The sequence below is a fragment of the Gemmiger sp. An50 genome, from assembly GCF_002161595.1.
In the GTDB taxonomy this organism is placed as follows: Bacteria; Bacillota; Clostridia; order Oscillospirales; family Ruminococcaceae; genus Allofournierella.
On the sequence record NZ_NFID01000022.1, the window covers coordinates 52,465 to 72,187 of the forward strand.

Annotated in this window: 10 protein-coding genes; 9 read left to right on the plus strand and 1 reads right to left on the minus strand. The window is 61.7% G+C overall.

The genetic code is table 11. From position 1 onward, the window contains the following. The first annotated feature begins 29 nt into the window (after positions 1-29). From B5G03_RS15825 to B5G03_RS15865, 9 genes are all read left to right on the plus strand, one after another. On the plus strand, positions 30-1,619 hold the full coding sequence (locus tag B5G03_RS15825; RefSeq protein ID WP_087182634.1) for an ABC transporter substrate-binding protein: 1,590 nt from the start codon (positions 30-32) through the stop codon (positions 1,617-1,619). A gap of 213 nt (positions 1,620-1,832) precedes the next feature. Further along, on the plus strand, positions 1,833-4,229 hold the full coding sequence (locus B5G03_RS15830; protein WP_087182635.1) for a glycoside hydrolase family 38 N-terminal domain-containing protein: 2,397 nt from the start codon (positions 1,833-1,835) through the stop codon (positions 4,227-4,229). 31 nt (positions 4,230-4,260) lie between these two features. Continuing rightward, the gene (locus tag B5G03_RS15835) at positions 4,261-5,277 is read left to right on the plus strand and encodes a glycoside hydrolase family 130 protein (RefSeq protein WP_087182636.1); all 1,017 of its coding nucleotides are present in this window, start codon (positions 4,261-4,263) and stop codon (positions 5,275-5,277) included. Further along, a complete protein-coding gene (locus B5G03_RS15840) occupies positions 5,278-5,919 on the plus strand; it encodes a sulfatase-like hydrolase/transferase (protein ID WP_087182637.1) in 642 nt (213 codons plus the stop codon). Positions 5,920-5,964: 45 nt separating this feature from the next. Then, entirely contained in the window at positions 5,965-9,066 is a 3,102-nt protein-coding gene (locus B5G03_RS15845) for an alpha-mannosidase (protein ID WP_343286911.1), read from the plus strand. A 54-nt stretch (positions 9,067-9,120) separates the two neighbouring features. Next, positions 9,121-10,947, plus strand: a complete 1,827-nt coding sequence (locus B5G03_RS15850; RefSeq protein ID WP_087182638.1) for a beta-N-acetylhexosaminidase — start codon at positions 9,121-9,123, stop codon at positions 10,945-10,947. An 18-nt stretch (positions 10,948-10,965) separates the two neighbouring features. Further along, complete coding sequence (locus B5G03_RS15855) at positions 10,966-12,246, plus strand: MFS transporter (protein ID WP_087182639.1); 1,281 nt, start codon at positions 10,966-10,968, stop codon at positions 12,244-12,246. Positions 12,247-12,269: 23 nt separating this feature from the next. Then, a complete protein-coding gene (locus tag B5G03_RS15860) occupies positions 12,270-14,873 on the plus strand; it encodes a glycoside hydrolase family 3 C-terminal domain-containing protein (RefSeq protein ID WP_087182640.1) in 2,604 nt (867 codons plus the stop codon). 92 nt (positions 14,874-14,965) lie between these two features. Next, positions 14,966-15,886 (plus strand): type I phosphomannose isomerase catalytic subunit, encoded by a 921-nt coding sequence (locus B5G03_RS15865; RefSeq protein ID WP_087182641.1) that lies wholly within the window; start codon positions 14,966-14,968, stop codon positions 15,884-15,886. 92 nt (positions 15,887-15,978) lie between these two features. Here the strand turns inward: B5G03_RS15865 and B5G03_RS15870 are convergent, their stop codons facing one another. Then, a complete protein-coding gene (locus tag B5G03_RS15870) occupies positions 15,979-18,867 on the minus strand; it encodes a glycoside hydrolase family 3 protein (RefSeq protein WP_087182642.1) in 2,889 nt (962 codons plus the stop codon). Positions 18,868-19,723 lie beyond the last annotated feature (856 nt).

Genomic DNA, 19,723 nt, shown 5'->3' on the forward strand with positions numbered 1-19,723 from the left:
TACAAAATAACAGAAAAAGGAGAAACAATATGAAAAAGCTCAACAAAGCACTTGCTCTGGGCATGGCCGGCGCCATGGCACTGAGCATGGCCGCTTGCGGCGGCAACAGCACCTCCGGTACTGCCAGCACCGCAGGCACCACCTCCGGCGCTGCTGACGGCGAAGTGGTCAACCTGACCTGGGTTACCGTTGGTAACGGCCAGCCCACCAACTACGACGCCTGGCTGGAGCAGATCAACCCCTACCTGGAAGAGAAGATCGGCGTCAACCTGGACGTTCAGGTCGTTTCCTGGGGCGACTGGGACAACCGCCGCAACGTTATCGTGAACACCGGTGGTGAGTACGACATCCTGTTCACCAACATGAACACCTACGTGAACGACGTGCACATCGGCGCTTTCGCCGACATCAGCGAGCTGGTGAAGACCTCCAGCCCCGAGCTGTACGCTTCCATCCCCGAGGATTACTGGGAGGCTTGTGAGATCGACGGCAAGCTGTACGGCGTTCCCACCTACAAGGACTCCTCCATCTCCGAGTACCTGGTTTGGGACAAGGAGCTGGCCGAAGGCACTGGCTTCACCATCCCCGAGGCTATGCCCATGTCTGACCTGGGCACCCTGACCGACACCCTGACCGCCATGAAGGACACCAAGGGTGAGGCTTCCTTCCCCATGAACAAGAACGGCGCCACCTGGGTTGCCTTCGAGTACGACAACATGGGCACCGGTCTGCTGCCCATCGGCGTTCGCTACAACGACGAGACCGCTACCGTTGTTCCCGTTCTGGAGCAGCCCGATATCCAGGCTTCTCTGAACACCTTCCACGAGTGGTACAAGGCTGGCATCATCAACTCTGACGCTGCCACCAAGCCCGAAGAGAACGCTTACAAGCCCTGCAGCGTAGCTCAGGGTTGGTCCGGCGCCGCCATCACCAGCTGGGGTCCCCAGATGGGTGTTGACGCTCAGGCCACCAAGCTGGGCCCCACGGTTATCTCCAACGACACCGTTCGCGGCTCCATCAACTGCATCTCTGCCAACTGCGCTCACCCCGACAAGGCTCTGGAGCTGCTGCAGCTGGTAAACACCGACTCCTACGTACGTGACCTGCTGTACTACGGCGTACAGGGCGACAACTGGGATTACACCGACGACACCAAGCAGTGGGTTCACAAGAACAACGCTGACTGGACCATGGCCGGTTACACCCAGGGCAGCTTCTTCGCTGTAACTCCCAGCGACGAGTTCGATTTCAACCAGTACGACGAGGTTAAGGAGCTGAACGAGAACGCCGAGGCTTCCGTGCTGCTGGGCTTCACTCTGGACACCTCCGCCTTCAAGGATCAGCTGGCCAACTGCGTTGCCATCTACGAGCGCTACAAGGGCGAGATGCTGTCCGGCACCCGTCCCACCGATGAGATCGTTCCCGAGATCATGGACGAGATGCGCAAGGCCGGCTTCGACGAGATCGTTGCTCAGTGCCAGGAGCAGGTAGACGCCTTCATGGCCACCAAGGGCACCACCACCTCTGAGAGCGCTCCCGCCGAGAACACCTCCGCTGCCGAAAGCACCGCTGCCGAGAGCACTTCCGCTCAGAGCACCTCTGCCAGCAGCGCAGCCTAATTCCACCGGAATCTTTACCGCAATTCAATCCACCACATAAGGCCGCCGCACCGCGCGGGCAGGAGAAAACACAGAAAGCGGCATTCCGTTTCATCGCCGCCTTTGATCGAACAAATTATTGTCAAGATCAACGTTTTCACCGGCCCGGCCGTGCGGCGGCCCTTTTTGATAAAAACCACAGGGAAATTTTTACATGAAGTGAGGACTCTCTCCATGAAGCAGCACGCCATCCGCACGGTGTATGCCGTGCACCATTCCCACACCGATATCGGTTACACCGACCTGCAGGAGCACGTGATCGAACTGCAGGTGGATTACATCCGCACCGCCCTGCGCATGATGCAGGACGAAGCCAACCGGGACTTCCGCTGGAACTGCGAGACTCTGTATTGTGTGGAGGAGTTCTTCAAATCCGCCACCGAAGAGGAACGCAAGCAGTTCCTGGAGCTGGTTGCCGACGGCCGTATGGGCCTTTCCGCCAACTATCTGAACTTTACCGACCTGCTGGACTGCGGCATCTACTCCCGCCGCCTGGCCCAGTGGCGCGAGCGCTTTGCAAAAGCCGGTGTGACCATGAACACCGCCATGTGCGCCGACATCAACGGCATCTCCATGGGCCAGCGTGACGCCATGCTGGACAACGGTGTGGAATTCCTCTACACCAACATTCACTGCCACCACGGCATGTACCCGCTGTACCAGAACCAGAACGCCTACTTCTGGGAGAACGCCGAAGGCAAGCGGCTGCTGGTCTGGAACGGCGAGCACTACAACCTGGGCAACGTGCTGGGCCTGCGTCCCAACCACACCCCCAACTTCATGACCATGGACCGCCTGGGCACCGGCCCCCGTCCCGAGGACGATGTGGAGGCCCTGGCCCAGAACCTGGACGCCTACCTGACCGAGTGCGAGGAGAACGAATACCCCTACGACTTCATCCTGGCCTCCGTGTCCGGCGTGTTCAGCGACAACGCGCCCCCCGAACCCCTGATCCTCCAGACCATTCAGGGCTACAACGAAAAATACGGCGACACCGTGCAGGTAAAGATGGTCAGCCTGCAGGAGCTGTACGCCGCCATTGCCCCCAAGCTGCAGAACGTGCCTGTGCTGCGGGGCGATCTGAACGACTGGTGGGCCAACGGCGTGGGCTCCACCCCCTATGCGGTGAAGCACTACCTGGGCGCCCGCCGCAGCTACGACCTGGCCCGCCGTCTGGACCCCGATCTGGACACCAAGGCTCCCGAGCTGGTTCGCCAGGCCGAGGACAACCTGCTGCTCTACGCCGAGCACACCTGGGGCCATTCCGCCAGCATCACCAATCCCTATGTATCCATGGTGCTGGATCTGGACAGCCGCAAGAACGGCTACGCCAGCCAGGCCCATGAGGCCGCTGCCCGCCTGCTGGGCCGCATCGCCCGCGAGCAGGGCGACATCCTGCGCTACTACGCCACCAGCGGCACCATCCGGGTGCAGAACCCCACCGGCCAGGCCGGTGTGATGCCGGTGGAATTCTATGTGGAGACCCTGCCCGCCGGCCTGCCGGAGGCTGTGGTCCGCACCGAGGACGGCCGCGAGCTGCCCTGCCAGGTCAGCCCCCATCCCCGCGGACGTCTGATCTCCTTCACCGATACCTTTGCACCCCACGAGGTGAAGCGGTATACTTATGACAAGGCCCCCGCTGTGGAGCAGAAGCTGAACACCCGCCGCTGCTATGTGGGCGCCGAGCGCATCCGGGACATCGTGAACGATTTCGACCCGGTCACCTACCGCCTGCCCTACAGCTTCGAGAACCGCTGGTTCCGTCTGGAATACAAGGTGAGTCAGGGCCTGTGCAGCCTGTTCGACAAGCGTGCCGACCGTGAGCTGATGCCCAAAAACGGCCTGCCCTTCTTCACCCCGGTATACGAGTGCACCCCCGTTCGCCCCGGCCAGACCGACGTTTACGAGGAACGCCGCCTGCTGGGCCGCAACATCCGCGGCAAGCACGCCAAGCAGTACCCCGCTGTGCTGGAGGAAGTGATCTGCGAGGAGCGCGGTCCCGTGTTCACCATCCTGCGCCTGCGCGGCAGCATGAACGGCAGCGTGCACTGCGACGTGGTGCTCAAGCTGTACGAGGATATGCCCCGCATCGACCTGAGCCTGGAGCTGGGCAAGACCCTTTCCACCGACGTGGAGAGCGTATACCTGCCCCTGTCCCTGAACGTTCCCGACAGCCAGCTGTGGCTGCGCAAGGGCGGCCGTGAGGCCATGCGCCCCGGCGTGGACCAGCTGCCCGGCACCAACATGGAATACAGCATGAGCGACGACGGCCTGGCTTTCGTGGGCGAAAACGGCGGCGTTCTGCTGGCAGCCTTCGACACCCCGCTGTATTACTTCGGCGAGCTGGCTCACCACCCCATCCGTCTGTGTGAGCGCCTGCCCGAAGACAACCGCCGCCCGGTATACAGCTGGCTGATGAACAACACCTGGGAGACCAACTTCAAGCTGGATCTCTCCGGCTTCACCGAGTACCGCTATACCCTGTGGCTCACCGACGAAACCGACCCCGAACGTGCCCTGGACGCTCTGCATGAGCAGATGTTCGCTCCCATCGTGCGCATCGTGGGATAACCCTTGACCCCATATTCAGGAGGAAATCATAATGGCTAAGATCATTGGCAATGCATTGCCCAACATCCCCTGGCAGGACCCCCCTGCCGAAACCCGCCTGCCCCTGTGGCGCTATGATGCCAACCCCATCATCGGCCGCGACGGCAACAAGCGCTCCAACAGCGTGTTCAACAGCGCCGTAGTTCCCTTCGGCGACGGCTTTGCCGGTGTGTTCCGCTGCGACAGCATGTCCATCAGCATGGACATCTTCGCCGGCTTCAGCAAGGACGGCATCCACTGGACCATCGACGACGAGCCCATCCATCTGGTGGGCGAGGACCCGGAGATCACCAAGCGGGAATACCGCTATGACCCCCGCGTCTGCTACATGGACGGCAAGTACTACGTGACCTGGTGCAACGGCTACCATGGCCCCACCATCGGCGTGGCCTGGACCGAGGACTTCAAGACCTTCCACCAGCTGGAGAACGCCTTCCTGCCCTACAACCGCAACGGCGTGCTGTTCCCCCGCAAGATCCAGGGCCGCTACATGATGATGAGCCGTCCCAGCGACACCGGCCACACCCCCTTCGGCGACATCTTCGTCAGCCAGAGTGAGGATATGGTCTACTGGGGCCGCCACCGCTACATGATGGGCGCTGTGAAGGGCGACGAGTCCGCCTGGCAGAGCCTGAAGATCGGCCCCGGCCCCATCCCCATCGAGACCGACGAGGGCTGGCTGCTGATCTACCACGGCGTGATCAACACCTGCAACGGCTACGTCTACCGCATGGGCGCTGCTCTGCTGGATCTGGACGAGCCCTGGAAGGTCAAGGCCCGCGGCAAGGATTACATCCTGGCCCCCCATATGCCCTATGAGTGCATGGGCGACGTACCCAACGTCACCTTCCCCTGCGCCGCCCTGGCTGACGCAGAGACCGGCCGTATCGCCGTTTACTACGGCTGCGCCGACACCGTGACCGGCCTGGCCTTCACCACCGTGGACCGCCTGCTGGACTACATCAAGTCCAATTCCTTCGACTGCACCTCCGGCGAGGAGATGGTCTGATTGTCGCAGGATAACATCCTGCTCATCACCACAGACCAACAGCGGTTCGACACCATCCAGGCCCTGGGAAATTCCAGCATCTACACGCCGCACCTAAACTACCTGTATACACAGGGCACCGCTTATACCCGTTGTTATGCCGATTGTCCCATCTGTGTGCCTTCCCGCACCACCCTGATGACCGGCCTGCGCGGGTATGAGAGCGGTGTGGTCACCAACGCGACCCATGCTCAGGTCATGGGGCAGGCCACGGCCCGGCGGGCCACCCTGCCCGCCCTGCTCACCGACGCCGGGTACCAGACCCGCGCCATGGGCAAGATGCATTTCGACCCCGTGCGCGCCTGCTACGGCTTCGAGAGCATGACGCTCCCCATCGACTGTCTGCGGAGCTGCAAAAAACAGGGCCTGCGTCCCAAGACCAACGGCGCCATGGAGCAGCACGATCTGGCCGCCCTGCCTGCCTATCAGGAGAAGCGCCGCGAGCTGTTCCAGAAATTACTGGAGCACACTTCCAAAACCCGTCCGCAAGCCCTGGAAAACGGATACTTCCGCACATCGTCCGCACCTTCCCGGCCGGGCGATGTGGGGTTCCTCTGGCTGGGCTTCCATTATCACGATTTCAATTACGACGTATTTCATTAACCCGAGCCCGCCTGCGCGGGCTTCCAAGCGCAAAAGGAAAAAACTATGGAAACTATGAGCTTTTTGGACAAGCGGATCAACGGCATCTGCACCGAGCTGCAGAAGCTGTCTGTGAAGCAGAAATTCCCCACCGACAACTGGCTGTACAAGCCGGGCAACTTCCTGCGCCCCGAGGACGCGGACGCTGATCCCGCTCCCTTCGAGGCCTTTGACTGCCGCACCATGCACTGGTACGGCCCCGACAAGCACTACTGGTTCCGCGCCGACGTGACCGTTCCCGAAGAGATGGACGGCAAGCCCCTGTGGATGCACGTGTGCACCCAGATCGACGAGTGGGACGACGCCAAGAACCCCCAGTTCCTGCTGTTTGTGAACGGCGTGGTCACCCAGGGCATCGACATGAACCACCGGGACGTGCTGCTGGACCGCTGCGCCAAGGCCGGTACCCAGTACCGCCTGGAGCTGCAGGCCTACACCGGCATCCTGCACACCGAGTTCAACCTGATCGTGGACCTGCGCGAGGTTGACCCGGAGATCGAGGGCCTGTACTATGATCTGGCCGTGCCCCTGCAGGCCTTCCCCCGCCTGGATGCGGACAGCAAGGCCCGCCGGGACCTGGAGCGTGTGCTGAACGACGCCATCAACCTGCTGGACCTGCGTACCCCCTACAACGAGAGCTTCTACGCCACCGTGGCCCAGGCCCGGGAATTTTTGGCCAAGGACCTGTACACCGACCTGGCCGGTCACGACGAAGTGATCGCCAGCTGCATCGGCCACACCCACATCGACGTGGCCTGGTGGTGGACCGTTGCCCAGACCCGCGAGAAGGTCTGCCGCAGCTTTGCCACCGTGCTGAAGCTGATGGAGGAGTACCCCAACTACAAGTTCATGTCCAGCCAGCCCCAGCTGTACTACTTCCTCAAGCAGCGCTATCCTGAGCTGTTCGAGCAGATCAAGGCCCGCGTGGCCGAGGGCCGCTGGGAGCCCGAAGGCGGCATGTGGGTAGAGGCCGACTGCAACCTGACCAGCGGCGAGAGCCTGGTGCGTCAGTTCCTGTACGGCAAGCGCTTCTTCCAGGAGGAGTTCGGCCTGGACAACCGCATCCTGTGGCTGCCCGACGTATTCGGCTACTCCGGCGCTCTGCCCCAGATCATGAAGAAGTGCGGCATCGACTACTTCATGACCACCAAGCTGGCCTGGAACCAGTTCAACAAAATGCCCTACGACACCTTCATGTGGCGCGGCATCGACGGCACCGAGATCCTGACCCATCTGGTCACCACCCTGGGCGTTGGCCAGGATGAGAAGGACTTCTTCACCACCTACAACGGCATCCTGCATCCGGACGCCATCATCGGCGGCTGGCACCGTTACCAGCAGAAGGATATCAACAACGATATTCTGGTCTGCTACGGTTACGGTGACGGCGGCGGCGGCCCGACCCGCTCCATGCTGGAGACCTCTACCCGTATGGAAAAGGGCGTGGAGGGTCTGCCCAAGGTACGCCAGGCCTTCGCCCGCACCTACTTCGACGAGCTGAAGGACCGCGTCTCCGGCAACCGCCGTCTGCCCACCTGGGAGGGCGAGCTGTACTTCGAGTACCATCGCGGCACCCTGACCTCCATGGCCCGCAACAAGCGCTCCAACCGCAAGGCCGAGCTGCACATGATGGACCTGGAGCTGCTGAGCGTGCTGGCTGCCGCTCAGGTCGCCTACCCCACCGAGGCCATCGACCGTCTGTGGCACGGCATCCTGATCAACCAGTTCCACGACATCCTGCCCGGCTCCTCCATCCGTGAGGTATACGAGGTTACCAAGGAAGAGTACGCTCAGATGGAGGCCGAGATCGGCACCCTGTGCGCTGAGCGCCTGACCGCCCTGACCCCCGCCGGCAGCGGCATGACCGTTTACAACACCACCGGCTTCGGCCGCAACGACGTGGTCGAGCTGGGCGAGTGCGACGCGGCCGCCCTGACCGACGAGACCGGCCGCGTTTACCCCGTGCAGCAGACCGAGAACGGCGCTGTTGCCTTCCTGGCCGATCTGCCCTCCAAGGGCCGCAAAACCTTCGCGGTTGCCGGCAAGGCCGAGCAGGCCAGCCGCTTCGCCCTGAGCGAGGATGGCCACACCCTGGAGACCCCCTTCTACACCGTGCGCTTCGACGAGCAGGGCGGCATCGCCGGTCTGTTCGACAAGGAGAACCGCCGCGAGGTGCTGCAGGCCGGCAAGACCGCCAACCTGCTGCGTGTCTTCGAGGATAAGCCCATCTACTACGACAACTGGGATATCGACATCTACTACACCGAGAAGTTCTGGGATGTGACCGACCTGCGCTCCTTCACCTGGACCGAGCAGGGCCCGGTGCGCGCCACCCTGCACATCGAGCGGGAGTTCAGCAACTCCACCATCTCTCAGGACATCCACTTCTATGCGGACATCCGCCGCATCGACTTCGTGACCACCGTGGATTGGCACGAGCATCAGCATCTGCTGAAGGTGCAGTTCCCCGTGAACGTACACACCGACGAGGCCACCTTCGAGGTGCAGTACGGCAACCTGACCCGCAAGACCCACACCAACACCAGCTGGGACAAGGCTCGCTTCGAGAGCTGCGGCCAGAAGTGGGCCGACCTGTCCGAGGGTCACTACGGCGTCAGCCTGCTGAACGACTGCAAGTACGGTCATTCCGTGAAGGACAGCTGCATCTCCCTGACCCTGATCAAGTCCGGCATCGAGCCCAACCCCACCACCGACCAGGAAGTGCATCACTTCACCTACGCGCTGTACCCCCACGCCGAGACCTGGCGTGCTGCCGGCACTGTGCGTGAGGCCTTCTTCCTCAACCAGCCCGCTCTGGCTGTGGCTGGCGGCGAGCCCGGCGAGGCCTTCAGCCTGGCCGTGTGCGACGCTCCCAACGTGGTTGTGGAGACCATCAAGCAGGCCGAGGACGGCAACGGCGTGATCGTGCGTATGTACGAGAGCGAGAATGCCCTCACCGACACCGTGCTGCACTGGGGCCGCCCCGTGACCGAGGCCGTAAGCTGCGACTGCATGGAGCAGCCCGACGGCGAGCCCGTTTCCCTGGAGGACGGCGGCATCCGCTTCACCATCAAGCCCTACGAGATCAAGACGCTGCGCATCCGTTGAGCCGCGCCTTCCCACACATTCACAACAGGCCGCAAGGCCGCGAGGATCATTCCTATGGCTATGGAATTTTTACCGCAGCCCAAACGGGTGGAGTCCCGTTCGGGCGCAATGACCCTGACTCCGCACACCCGCATCGTGCTCTGCCCCGGCACCGCGCCGGAGGCTCTGCTCTATGCGCAGATGCTGCAAAACGCCATTTGTGACCAGGCCGGGCTCTGCCCGGCCCTTGGTCGGGGCGAAGCCTTTTCCGGCGACATCGCCCTGCGCGTGGACAGCACGCTGGCCGACCGCTACACTCTGACCGTGGGCAGCGAGGGCGCCACCCTCTGCGCCGGCACCGACGAGGGCCTGTGCAACGGCGTGCAGACCCTGATCCAGTACCTGGAGCGCCACGGCGCGGTACTGCCCTCGATATTCATTGAGGACTGGCCCGACCTGGCCAACCGCGGCTACTACCTGGACTGCTCCCGCGGCCGGGTACCCACCCTGGATTACTTAAAGCAGGTGGCGGATCTGCTCTGCCGCTACAAGGTCAACCAGTGGCAGCTGTACATTGAGCACACCTATCTGTTCCGGGATCTGTCCGAGGCCTGGCGGGACGACACCCCCCTCACCGCCGACGACATCCTGGAGCTGGACGCCTACTGCGCCGCCCGTCACATCGAGCTGGTGCCCTCGCTGTCCAGCTTCGGTCACATGTACAAGATTCTGTCCACCAAGACCTGCTGCGACCTGTGCGAGCTGCCGGACTCTGAAAAGATCCCCTTCAGCTACACCTACGCCGGTGCGCACCACACCCTGAACGTCTCCAACCCGGACGTACTGGACTTTGTCAAGAAGCTCATCGACGAGTATCGTCCGCTGTTCCGCACCAACAAGTTCAACATCTGCGCCGACGAGACCTTCGACCTGGGCAAGGGCCGCAGCAAACACCTGGCCGACGAGCTGGGCGAAAAGGCCCTCTACGTGAGCCACGTGAAGGCCCTGTGCGAGTACCTGGTATCCCAGGGCTGCATCCCCATGTTCTGGGGCGACATCATGTGGCGTTTCCCACAGAGCTGCGCCGAGCTGCCCAAGGAGACCATCTGCCTGAACTGGGGCTATCTGCCCAACCAGCGGGAAAACGAGATCCGCGACATCGCGGCCAGCGGCATCACCCAGTATGCCTGCCCGGGCGTGTGCGCCTGGAACCAGTGGGTTCCCCTGTACCGGTATGCCTATTCCAACATCCGGCTCATGTGCCACCACGCCCACAAGTACAAGGCCATTGGCCTGCTGAACACCGACTGGGGCGACTACGCTCACATCAACGATCCCCGTCTCACCATCCCCGGCATCCTGTACGGCGCAGCCTTCAGCTGGAACGCCGAGCCGGTGGAGGCCGACGAGCTGAACGAGGCGGTGTCCCGCATTGGCTACGGCGACACCTCCGGCAAGCTGATGGCCGCCCTGACCGAGATGTCCGACCATGAGGTCTTCGACTGGCGGCACGTGGTCAACTGGATGGACGGCGACGAGGCCCGCCGGGCCGAGCTGCTGGCAGAAGTGGACCTGACCAAGGTTCCCGAAGCCAACGCCGCCGTGAACGAGGCCCTGTCTCAGGTGCTGGCCTGCGCCCCCTTCCTGCCCGCGGGCAAGAAGGAGATCATCAGCCTGGCCAGCGTCACCGCTGAGAGCGTGCTGCTCTGGAACGAGATCGGCGTCTGGCTGGCCGGTCCCCGCACCGAGGATCCGGTCCTGGCCGCCCGTCTGGAACACTGGTACGCACTGTACCTGAACCAGTGGCGTCAAATCAGCCGTGAAAGCGGCCTGCCCAACCTGACCCGGCTGATCGTGCGTTATGCCGACCTGCTGCGCGGGCGGCAGATGCAGGCGGAGTAAAACGCCGGGAGGCAGATCATGGGCTGGCTTCGTCAACTGTTTTTTCCGTCTGAACCGCCCACCGAATCGCAATTGGAGGCTGGCCGCCACGCTCTCATCACCGAGGGCGCCGTGGCGGCCGTCCTTTATTCGGTGGGAACCGGCAACTTCCTGGCCGGGTATCTGAGCCAGCTGGGCGCATCCATTTCCTTCTGCGCCTTTGTGGCCATGATCCCGCAGCTGGGCTGTGTACTGCAATTCATCTCTCCGTTTTTGTTTGAGCGCATTCACCACCGCAAGCTGTCCATCTGGCTGCTGTGCATCGTTTACCGGTTCTCGCTGGCCGCGGTGTTCCTGGTGCCCCTGGCGGTGCCGGGCCATTCCGAGGCCCGCTGGGTGGTGCTGGCGCTCTATACTCTTGCCTTTTTTGCCGCGGGCGTGGTCACGCCCGGCCTTTCCCACCTGACGCTGGGCCTCGCGCCGGACGGCAGGCGCGGCGCCTTCTTCGCCCGCAAGGACATCACGGCAGTCTGCGTCAACAGCGCCGCCACCCTGGTGATGGGCCGTCAGCTGGACTACTTCACCCGCATCGGCCGCCCGGAGGCGGGCTATCTGCTCATCGGCGCGGTCTGCGCCGCTCTGGCGATCCTGGATGCGCTGCTGCTGGGCCTGGTTCGGGAAAACCCGGTGGCCTTTGTGAGCAAGCTGCGCCCGGCCGATATCCTGCGCCCTGTGCGGGACAAATCCTACCGCCCGCTGCTGCTCTATTGTATCCTGGGCGGTCTGCCCGGCGGACTCTCCACCCCGTTTTTGTCGGTGTACGAGCTGCGGGTTCTGAATCTGAGCCACAGCTTCATCACCACGGTGGGCGTGGTCTCCGCGGTGGCCGGCATGGCCGGCAGCTGGTACTGGGGCCGCCTGGCCGACGCCGCTGGCTGGCGGCGGGTCATCTGGCTCACCGCCGCGATCAACCTTTCCTGCACGCTGGGCTGGGCCTTTGTGCGCCCCTCTTGGGCTCCCTTCATGGCCCCCATCCTGATGGTGGCCACCGCCGCCTGCTCGGGCGGCGCGTCCATCGCCAGCATGAACCTGCAATTCGTCTCCAGCCCGGAGAACGCGAAGACCACCTACATCGGCGTGACCTCGGCCACCGCCAGCATCGCGGCCTGCCTGTCCGCCAGTGTGGGCACCACCCTGCAGCCCCTGCTGCAGAACGTTCTGGGCAACTCCAGCATCCCCTGCCTGTTCCTGCTGGCGGCGGCGCTGGGCTTTGCCAACCTGGCCGTGAACGGCCGTAAATTGCCCAACAACAAATCCTGATCCCCTTGGGAGGAATGTTTTCGATGTTTCCCTATCAAGACCCCAAGCTTCCCGTAGAAGAGCGCATTGACGACCTGCTTGGCCGGATGACGCTGCGGGAAAAAATCATGCAGACCGACCAGTATTTCTCCGGCGACTTCACCACCCAGGACGAAAACGGCCAGGTGACCGCCATGGATATGGACCGGTTTGACGCCCTGCTGCAGGGCCACAGCGTCGGCAGCGTGCAGCTGCGCGGTATGACCGCCGCCATGGCCAACCAGGTGCAGCGCTACGCCCTGGAAAAGACCCGTCTGGGCATCCCCTTCCTGTTCAGTGAGGAGGCGCTGCACGGTCTGTTCAACAACCGGGCCACCAGCTTCCCCCAGCAGATCGGTCTGGCCGCCACCTTCCACCCGGAACTGGGTCGGCAGATGGGCCACGCCATCGCCACCGAGACCCGGGCCATGGGCATCCACGAGAGCTACAGCCCGGTAATGGACCTGATCCGCGACCCCCGCTACGGCCGCGGCGAGGAATCCTACGGTGAGGACACCCACCTGTGCGGCGAATTCGCCCGCGAGGTGGTGCGGGGCATGCAGGGCGACGACCTGACCGCCCCGGACGCCATCGCCGCCGAGCCCAAGCATTATGTGGGCTACGGCAACCCGGTGGGCGGCCTGAACTGCGCCCCCTGCACCATGGGCCGCCACGACGTGTTCAGCGACTGCCTGCCCGTGTTTGAATCCGCCTTTGTGGACGGCGGCGCCATGAACGCCATGTGCAGCTACAACTCCATCGACAGCATCCCTGTCTCCATGGACCACGAGCTGCTCACCGACGTACTGCGCGGCCAATACGGCATGCGGGGTTTCGTGCGCACCGACCTGACCGCCGTCTCCCGCCTGTACGACTGGCACTTCATTGCCCCCACGCCGGAAGAGGCCGTGCGCCTGGGCGTGGAAGCGGGCGTGGACCTGCAGCTCTACGACTTCCCCCATGATGTGTGGCAGAACGCCCTGGAGCATCTGGTGGAGAGCGGCAAGCTTGATCCCGCCATCCTGGACACCGCCTGCCGTCGCGTGCTGCGGGTGAAGTTCCTGTTGGGTCTGTTCGAGAACCCCTTCACCGACGAGACCCGCGCCGAGAAGGTGCTGCGCTGCCCCGATCATCTGGAGCTGGCCCGGCGCATTGCCCGGGAAAGCGTGGTCCTGCTGAAGAACGACGGCCTGCTGCCCCTGCGCAAGGACCTGGGCTGCATCGCGGTCATCGGCCCCGGCGCGGACGAAGCCGCTCTGGGCGACTATTCCGAGGCCCGCGGCCGCACCGGCCAGGTGACCGTGCTGGACGGCATCCGCAATGCGGTGGCTCCCGGCACTCGGGTGATCCATGCCCGCGGCTGCAACATCCTGGGCCAGGCACTGCATCCCTTTGATCCCAGCATGCTCTGCGACGAGGAGGGCAACGCCGGTCTCACCGGCCGTTACTACAACGGTCCCAAGCCCGAAGGCACCCCGGTGCAGACCCGTACCGACCGCACCGTGAACTTCAACTGGATCTTCTCGCTGCCCCATCCCGAGCTGGATGCCGGCTGCTTCAGCGTGGCCTGGACTGGCTATGTCTGCATGCCCAAGACCATCGACGGCTGCATCGGCCTGAGCACCCAGGACAGCATGCGCCTGTACATCGACGACGAACTGCTCATCGACGGCTGGGGCCCGGACAAGAGCGCCGATCAGGCCCTGGACTTCCGCTTTGAGGCCGGCCGCCGCTACAAGGTGCGCATCGAGTTCACCAACGACGGCCGCGGCGCCCGGGTCATCTTCGGCTACAGCGCCGGCCGTGAGGACTTCGATGCGGCGGTGAACGCCGCCCGTCAGGCCGACGTGGCCATCCTCTGCATGGGCGACAACGAGGAGACCAGCGGCGAAAACTTCGACCGCACCTCTCTGGACCTGCCCGGCCGCCAGCTGGATCTGGTCAAGGCCGTGTACGCCACCGGCACCCCGGTGGTGCTGCTGCTCCAGAGCGGCCGTCCGGTAAGCGCCAACTGGGAGAACGAGCATCTGCCCGCCATCCTGGAGGCCTGGTTCCCCGGCGAGCAGGGCGGCGCAGGCATTGCCGACGTGCTCTTCGGCGATGCGGAGCCCAGCGGCCGTCTGCCCATCACCTTCCCCCGCAGCGTGGGCCAGGTGCCCTGCCATTACAGCCGCCGTCCCGGCGGCGGCAAGCGCTATGTGGAGATGGACTGGCTGCCCCTGTATCCCTTCGGTTACGGCCTGGCCTACACCACCTTCGCCTATCATGACCTGAAGCTGGACCGCACTCAGATCGCTCCCGGCGAGACCGTCACCGTGGAATTCACGGTGGAGAACACCGGCAGCCGCGCCGGTGTGGCGGTTCCCCAGATCTATGTGCGTGACTACTTCAGCTCGGTGGTCAAGCCGGAACGTCAGCTGGCCGCCTTCACCCGCGTGGAGCTGGCCCCCGGCGAATCCCGCCGCGTGAGCGTATCGGTTGGTCCCCGTGCTCTGCGCACCCTGGGCGCCGATTACGTCTGGCGGGTTGAGCCCGGCGATTTCGAGATCCAGCTGGGCGACAATGCCGAAAACATCCTGCTGCGCACCGATCTGACCGTGTGCGGCTGACCTGATTTTTTACAGCCGCACAGGCGGGCCGCATCCAGCGGCACCGCCTGTGCGGCGCTCTTGTAATCCATACCAGAAAGGACGACCAAAGCATGGCTATGTTGAAACTGAAACCCACCTGCAAGGATTACCTGTGGGGCGGCGAAAAGCTGCGCACCGACTTCGGCATCGAGAGCGACCTGAACCCCCTGGCCGAGGCCTGGGTGCTCTCCTGCCACAAGGACGGCCCCTCCACCATCGTAAACGGCCCCCACGCAGGCCAGACCCTGGCGGACTACATCGCCGCTCAGGGCCGGGGCATCCTGGGCACCAACTGCGAGCGGTTTGAGGACTTCCCCATCCTGACCAAATTCATCGACGCCAAGGGCAACCTGTCCATCCAGGTTCACCCCAGCAACGAATACGCCCTGGAGCACGAGGGTCAGTACGGCAAGACCGAGATGTGGTACATCCTGGACTGCGAGCCGAACGCCTTCCTCTACTACGGCTTCGATCACGGGATCAGCCGGGAAGAGTTCGAGCGCCACATCCAGGACAACACCCTCACCGAGGTGCTGAATGCAGCTCCGGTGCATAAGGGCGATGTGTTTTTCATCCCCGCAGGCACCCTGCATGCCATCTGCCAGGGCATCGTGATCGCGGAGATCCAGCAGAACTCCAACGTGACCTACCGGGTCTACGACTACGGCCGCGTGGGTGCAGACGGCAAGCCCCGCGCCCTGCACATTCCTCAGGCGCTGGCCGTCACCGAGCTCCAGCCGCCCAAAAACTACGATTTCGGCGGCCATCTGGCCCAGTGCGACTACTTCACTGTGGACGCATACACCAATGATTTCAAGGGCACCGCCGGCCCGGAGAGCTTCGTTTCCCTCCTGGTGGTGGACGGCGAAGGCGAAGTGAGCTGCGGCGGCGAAACTCTGCCGGTCAAAAAGGGCGACAGCATCTTCCTGCCCGCAAACAGCGGCGATTTCGCCGTCACCGGCACCCTGCAGACCCTCTGCACCCGGGTGTAAGCATCTCCTTTCAGCAATAAAAAAAGCAGGACTGAGTCCTGCTTTTTTTATTGTATATTCAAACTTGCCCCAGAGCCTGCCGCTTTCTCCGGTCATTTCTCCTCAGAGATCTCCAAAACCGGCTTTTTCTTTTTGGTGTAGCCCATGAAGCCCAATGCGATCAGGCCCAGCAGAGCCGCATCGATCAGCTCCAGCTTATAGATCCAGCTGGGAACCCCGGTCCGCACCAGCTCCAGCGCATTCCTGTTGGCCACAACATACAGGATATTGTGGCAGGCCTGCCGCATGAGCTGGCGGCCTTCCGCGGTCTGATCAATCGTGATCTCCTTCTGCAGCGAACTCAACAGCATGTCGTTGCCGGCGGCAATGGCCTGGTCCGCGTTCTGGAAGCTGCCGACCATGGCGTTGTCACTGATCACAAAGCCCTGGAAGCCCCATTCGTCCCGCAGCACATTTTGCAGCAGCGCTTTGCTTGCACCGGCCCAGGTGGTACCGGCCCGGCTCCAGGTGGACATCAGCGCCTTTGTTTGCCCTTCCTTTACTGTGATCTCAAAGGGGCGGAGATACAATTCCCGAATGGCCTGTTCGTTGCTCCACACACTCAGACCCATCGCGTTGGTCTCCTGGTCGTTCATTGCAAAATGCTTGATGAAGGTGTAGGTGTTGGTGGCGTTGCAGCCGCGCACCATGGCCGCGCCCATTTTGCCGGACAGCAGCGCGTCCTCGGAATAATACTCGAAGTTACGGCCGCTGAACGGGGTACGATGGATATTCATGGCAGGCCCGTACAGACCGGAAACGTGATTGGCATAGGCCTCATTTCCCAGCGCCTTGCCGAACTCCTCGGTCAGGGCAGTGTTCCAGGTCGAGGCAACCACGACTTCACTGGTATATTGGTTGCCGGTGGTCCCGTTGATCAGGCCGTTCAGACCGGCGGGGCCGTCCACATCCAGCACCTCCGGCTTGCCCGCGGAAGCGATGCGCACCGACTGCCAGCCTCCCATTCCGATCAGCTGCTTCATATCCTTGATCGACAGCTGTTCCAGCAGCTGCTCCCACTTGGGATCGTCATAGTCCAGCCCTCGCACATCGGCCAGTGTGAGCCCGTGATCGGCAAATACGATATCCTCCGCGTTGGGGTCGGTCTCCACTGTGGTTTTTTGCAGCGCGGCCACCAGTTCAGGCGAAGGCGTCTGATCCTTCCCGCGCTCCTTGGGCATGGTACCCTCCCAATCGGCGCGGCTTACATACTGAATGCCGGTATCCAGATCGTCAAACTGATTTGTGGCTTTGGTGATGTCGCTGGCGCGGTCAAAAACGGTCTGCTCCACCACATAGGTCCGCTGATCGATCACCTCATGGCTGTTTTTCATCAGCTTGATCTCATAGGGCCCCTGTTCCAGCACATAGGCCTTTGCATCCTTGTAGTCATAGCTGGCCATATCCTCTTTCGCGAAGCGGAGCGTCAGGGTCTGGCTCTCTCCGGGCGCCAGCAGATCGGTTTTATCGAAGGCAGCCAGCACCACATGTGCCTTTTCAATTCCGCCCGGGGTATACGGCGGGGTGTAATACAGCTGCACGACCTCTTTGCCGGCCGTATCGCCTGTGTTGGTCACGGTCACATCCACACAGATGTCACCATCCTCTTCCCTCAATTCCCCCATCTTCTGCTCAAAGGTGGTATAGGACAGTCCGTACCCAAAGGGATACTGGACCGTTTTCTCGTAGTCGATATATCCGTCGAATGCAGCGGTTTCATAATATCGGTATCCGACATAGATTCCTTCCTGATAATTCACAAGCTTGTAGGGCTGTTCCCCGGCGCCCATCAGAGAGGAGATACCGCCGCCCGGCTGCTGTGTGCCCGTATAAGAAAAGTCGCCCGCATTCATATAAGCAGGGCTGGAGGTCACGTCATACGCATAGGTGTCGGCCAACCGTCCCGACGGATTCACCTGACCGGCGAGAATCTGCGCAACTGCGTTCAGGCCTACGGAACCGGGACCGCCAATCCAGAGCGCACCATCAACGCCCTCAGCCTCCAAAAAGCCCAGCTCCATGGGAGAAGAAGAATTGATCAGCACGATCACCTTGCTGAAATTCTGCTCCAGCATCGCCAGCAGCGCTTCCTCGTTTTCGCTCAGCTCCATATAATGCCGTCCGGCAGTGCCGCCCTCGTAGGCCGCCATATCCATCGGCATATCAGCGCCTTCACCGCCCGCACGGCCAAACACCACCACAGCGGTATCCGAAAAAGCCTTCGCGTTTTCCAGCAGGCTGTCTCCATATGCATCGACAGCCGGTTCCCGGATGCTGTAGTCGCTCAGCAGCACCGTAATTCCGTTGCCTTTTTCCTCTGCGCTGTTTTGCTCCTGGTAGAATTTTACCAGCTCCGGGTTCACTTCGATTCCAACATTCGCAAACGCATCCGCCAGACCTACATTTTTGCTCTCGTCCGCCGCACCGGAGCCGGAACCGCCATAGATAATCGCTTCCGACGAAAAACCAAACAGATTGATTTTTGTGGTGTTCAGCGGCAGCGCACCGTTTCTATTTTCCAGCAGTACCGCACCCTCTGCTTCCAGCTGCTCGGTAACGCTTCTGCCCTGCGCCAGCGAATCGGCAGTACGCACCGGGTCGGGCGTGTTGCGGTTCAAAAACTGGTTGGGCAGCACATAAAAGCGCGCCAGCAGAATATTGATTGCCACGACCAGCGCCAGCAGGATGCAGAGCAATGCCGAAAAGAATTTCAGCATCCTCTTGTTTTTGATCGCGCGGTAGATCCACATTGTGAGGATCAGCACGGCCGCCGCAACGGTCGCAATGCTGATACAGCGTGTAATGAGTTCAATGTTCGCGCCAAGCGGATTGACAAAGATCAACGACAATCCTGTTGCTGCCAGGATAAGGCCTATCGCTATCAACACCGTGATCCGGTACGCGCGCTCCAGACGCGAGCTCACATTTTGCGAGTTTTTCATGATTTCAAGACTCCTCTTCTTTGCACAACGAAAAAACGCTGCCGCCCTTTTCCTTATGCTGATGTTTGACCGAATTCCGCCTTTCGGCCATTTCGCGTATGCTGTCCGCTTTCGCAGATGTTGGAACCGCTGGCTGCCCGGCTATCTTCCTATTCATGCCCTGTACAAAGAGCAATTCTTCCTCAAAACGTATCCTCTAACAGTTTTCCAATGTTCCAACCAGCAGACACGAATGAATCAACCTTACCTTTGTAAATGGCCTCCTTTCAAAAACGTTTTATCTGATTTGAGTATACCAGTATCCTCTACTTATGTATTGTAAAAATATTGACGATATTGCAGATTTCACCGTATTTGCCGTTGCTTTACGGTCCTGTGTCCTCGAATATATTGCCTCATTTGATAAGCTACTCCGCAGACGGAAGTGCAGCAAAAGAAAAGCGAGCATCAATCAATGCTGTCCCCTTTGTGGTGCACTTCTAGACGAAGGCGTTAAGAAAAACATGCCGGTGGCATGTTTTTTAGCCTGAGAGTCCCTGCGAGCTGAACCGGAGCGCTATCAGCGCGAACGGTGAAGCCGCCCCGCAGGGGGAAGTGCAACAAAAAAGGCAGTCATCTTTCGGACCGCCTCCTTTTGGTGCACTTCTAGACGAAGGCGTTAAGAACGACATGCCAGTGGCATGTTGTTTAGCCTGAGAGTCCCTGCGAGCTGAACCGGAGCGCCGCAGCGCGAACGATGAAGCCGCCCCCGCAGGGGGGAAGTGCAACAAAAAAGACAGGACAAATGTCCTGTCTTTTTGTGGTGCACTTCCAGGGACTCGAACCCTGGGCCCGCTGATTAAGAGTCAGCTGCTCT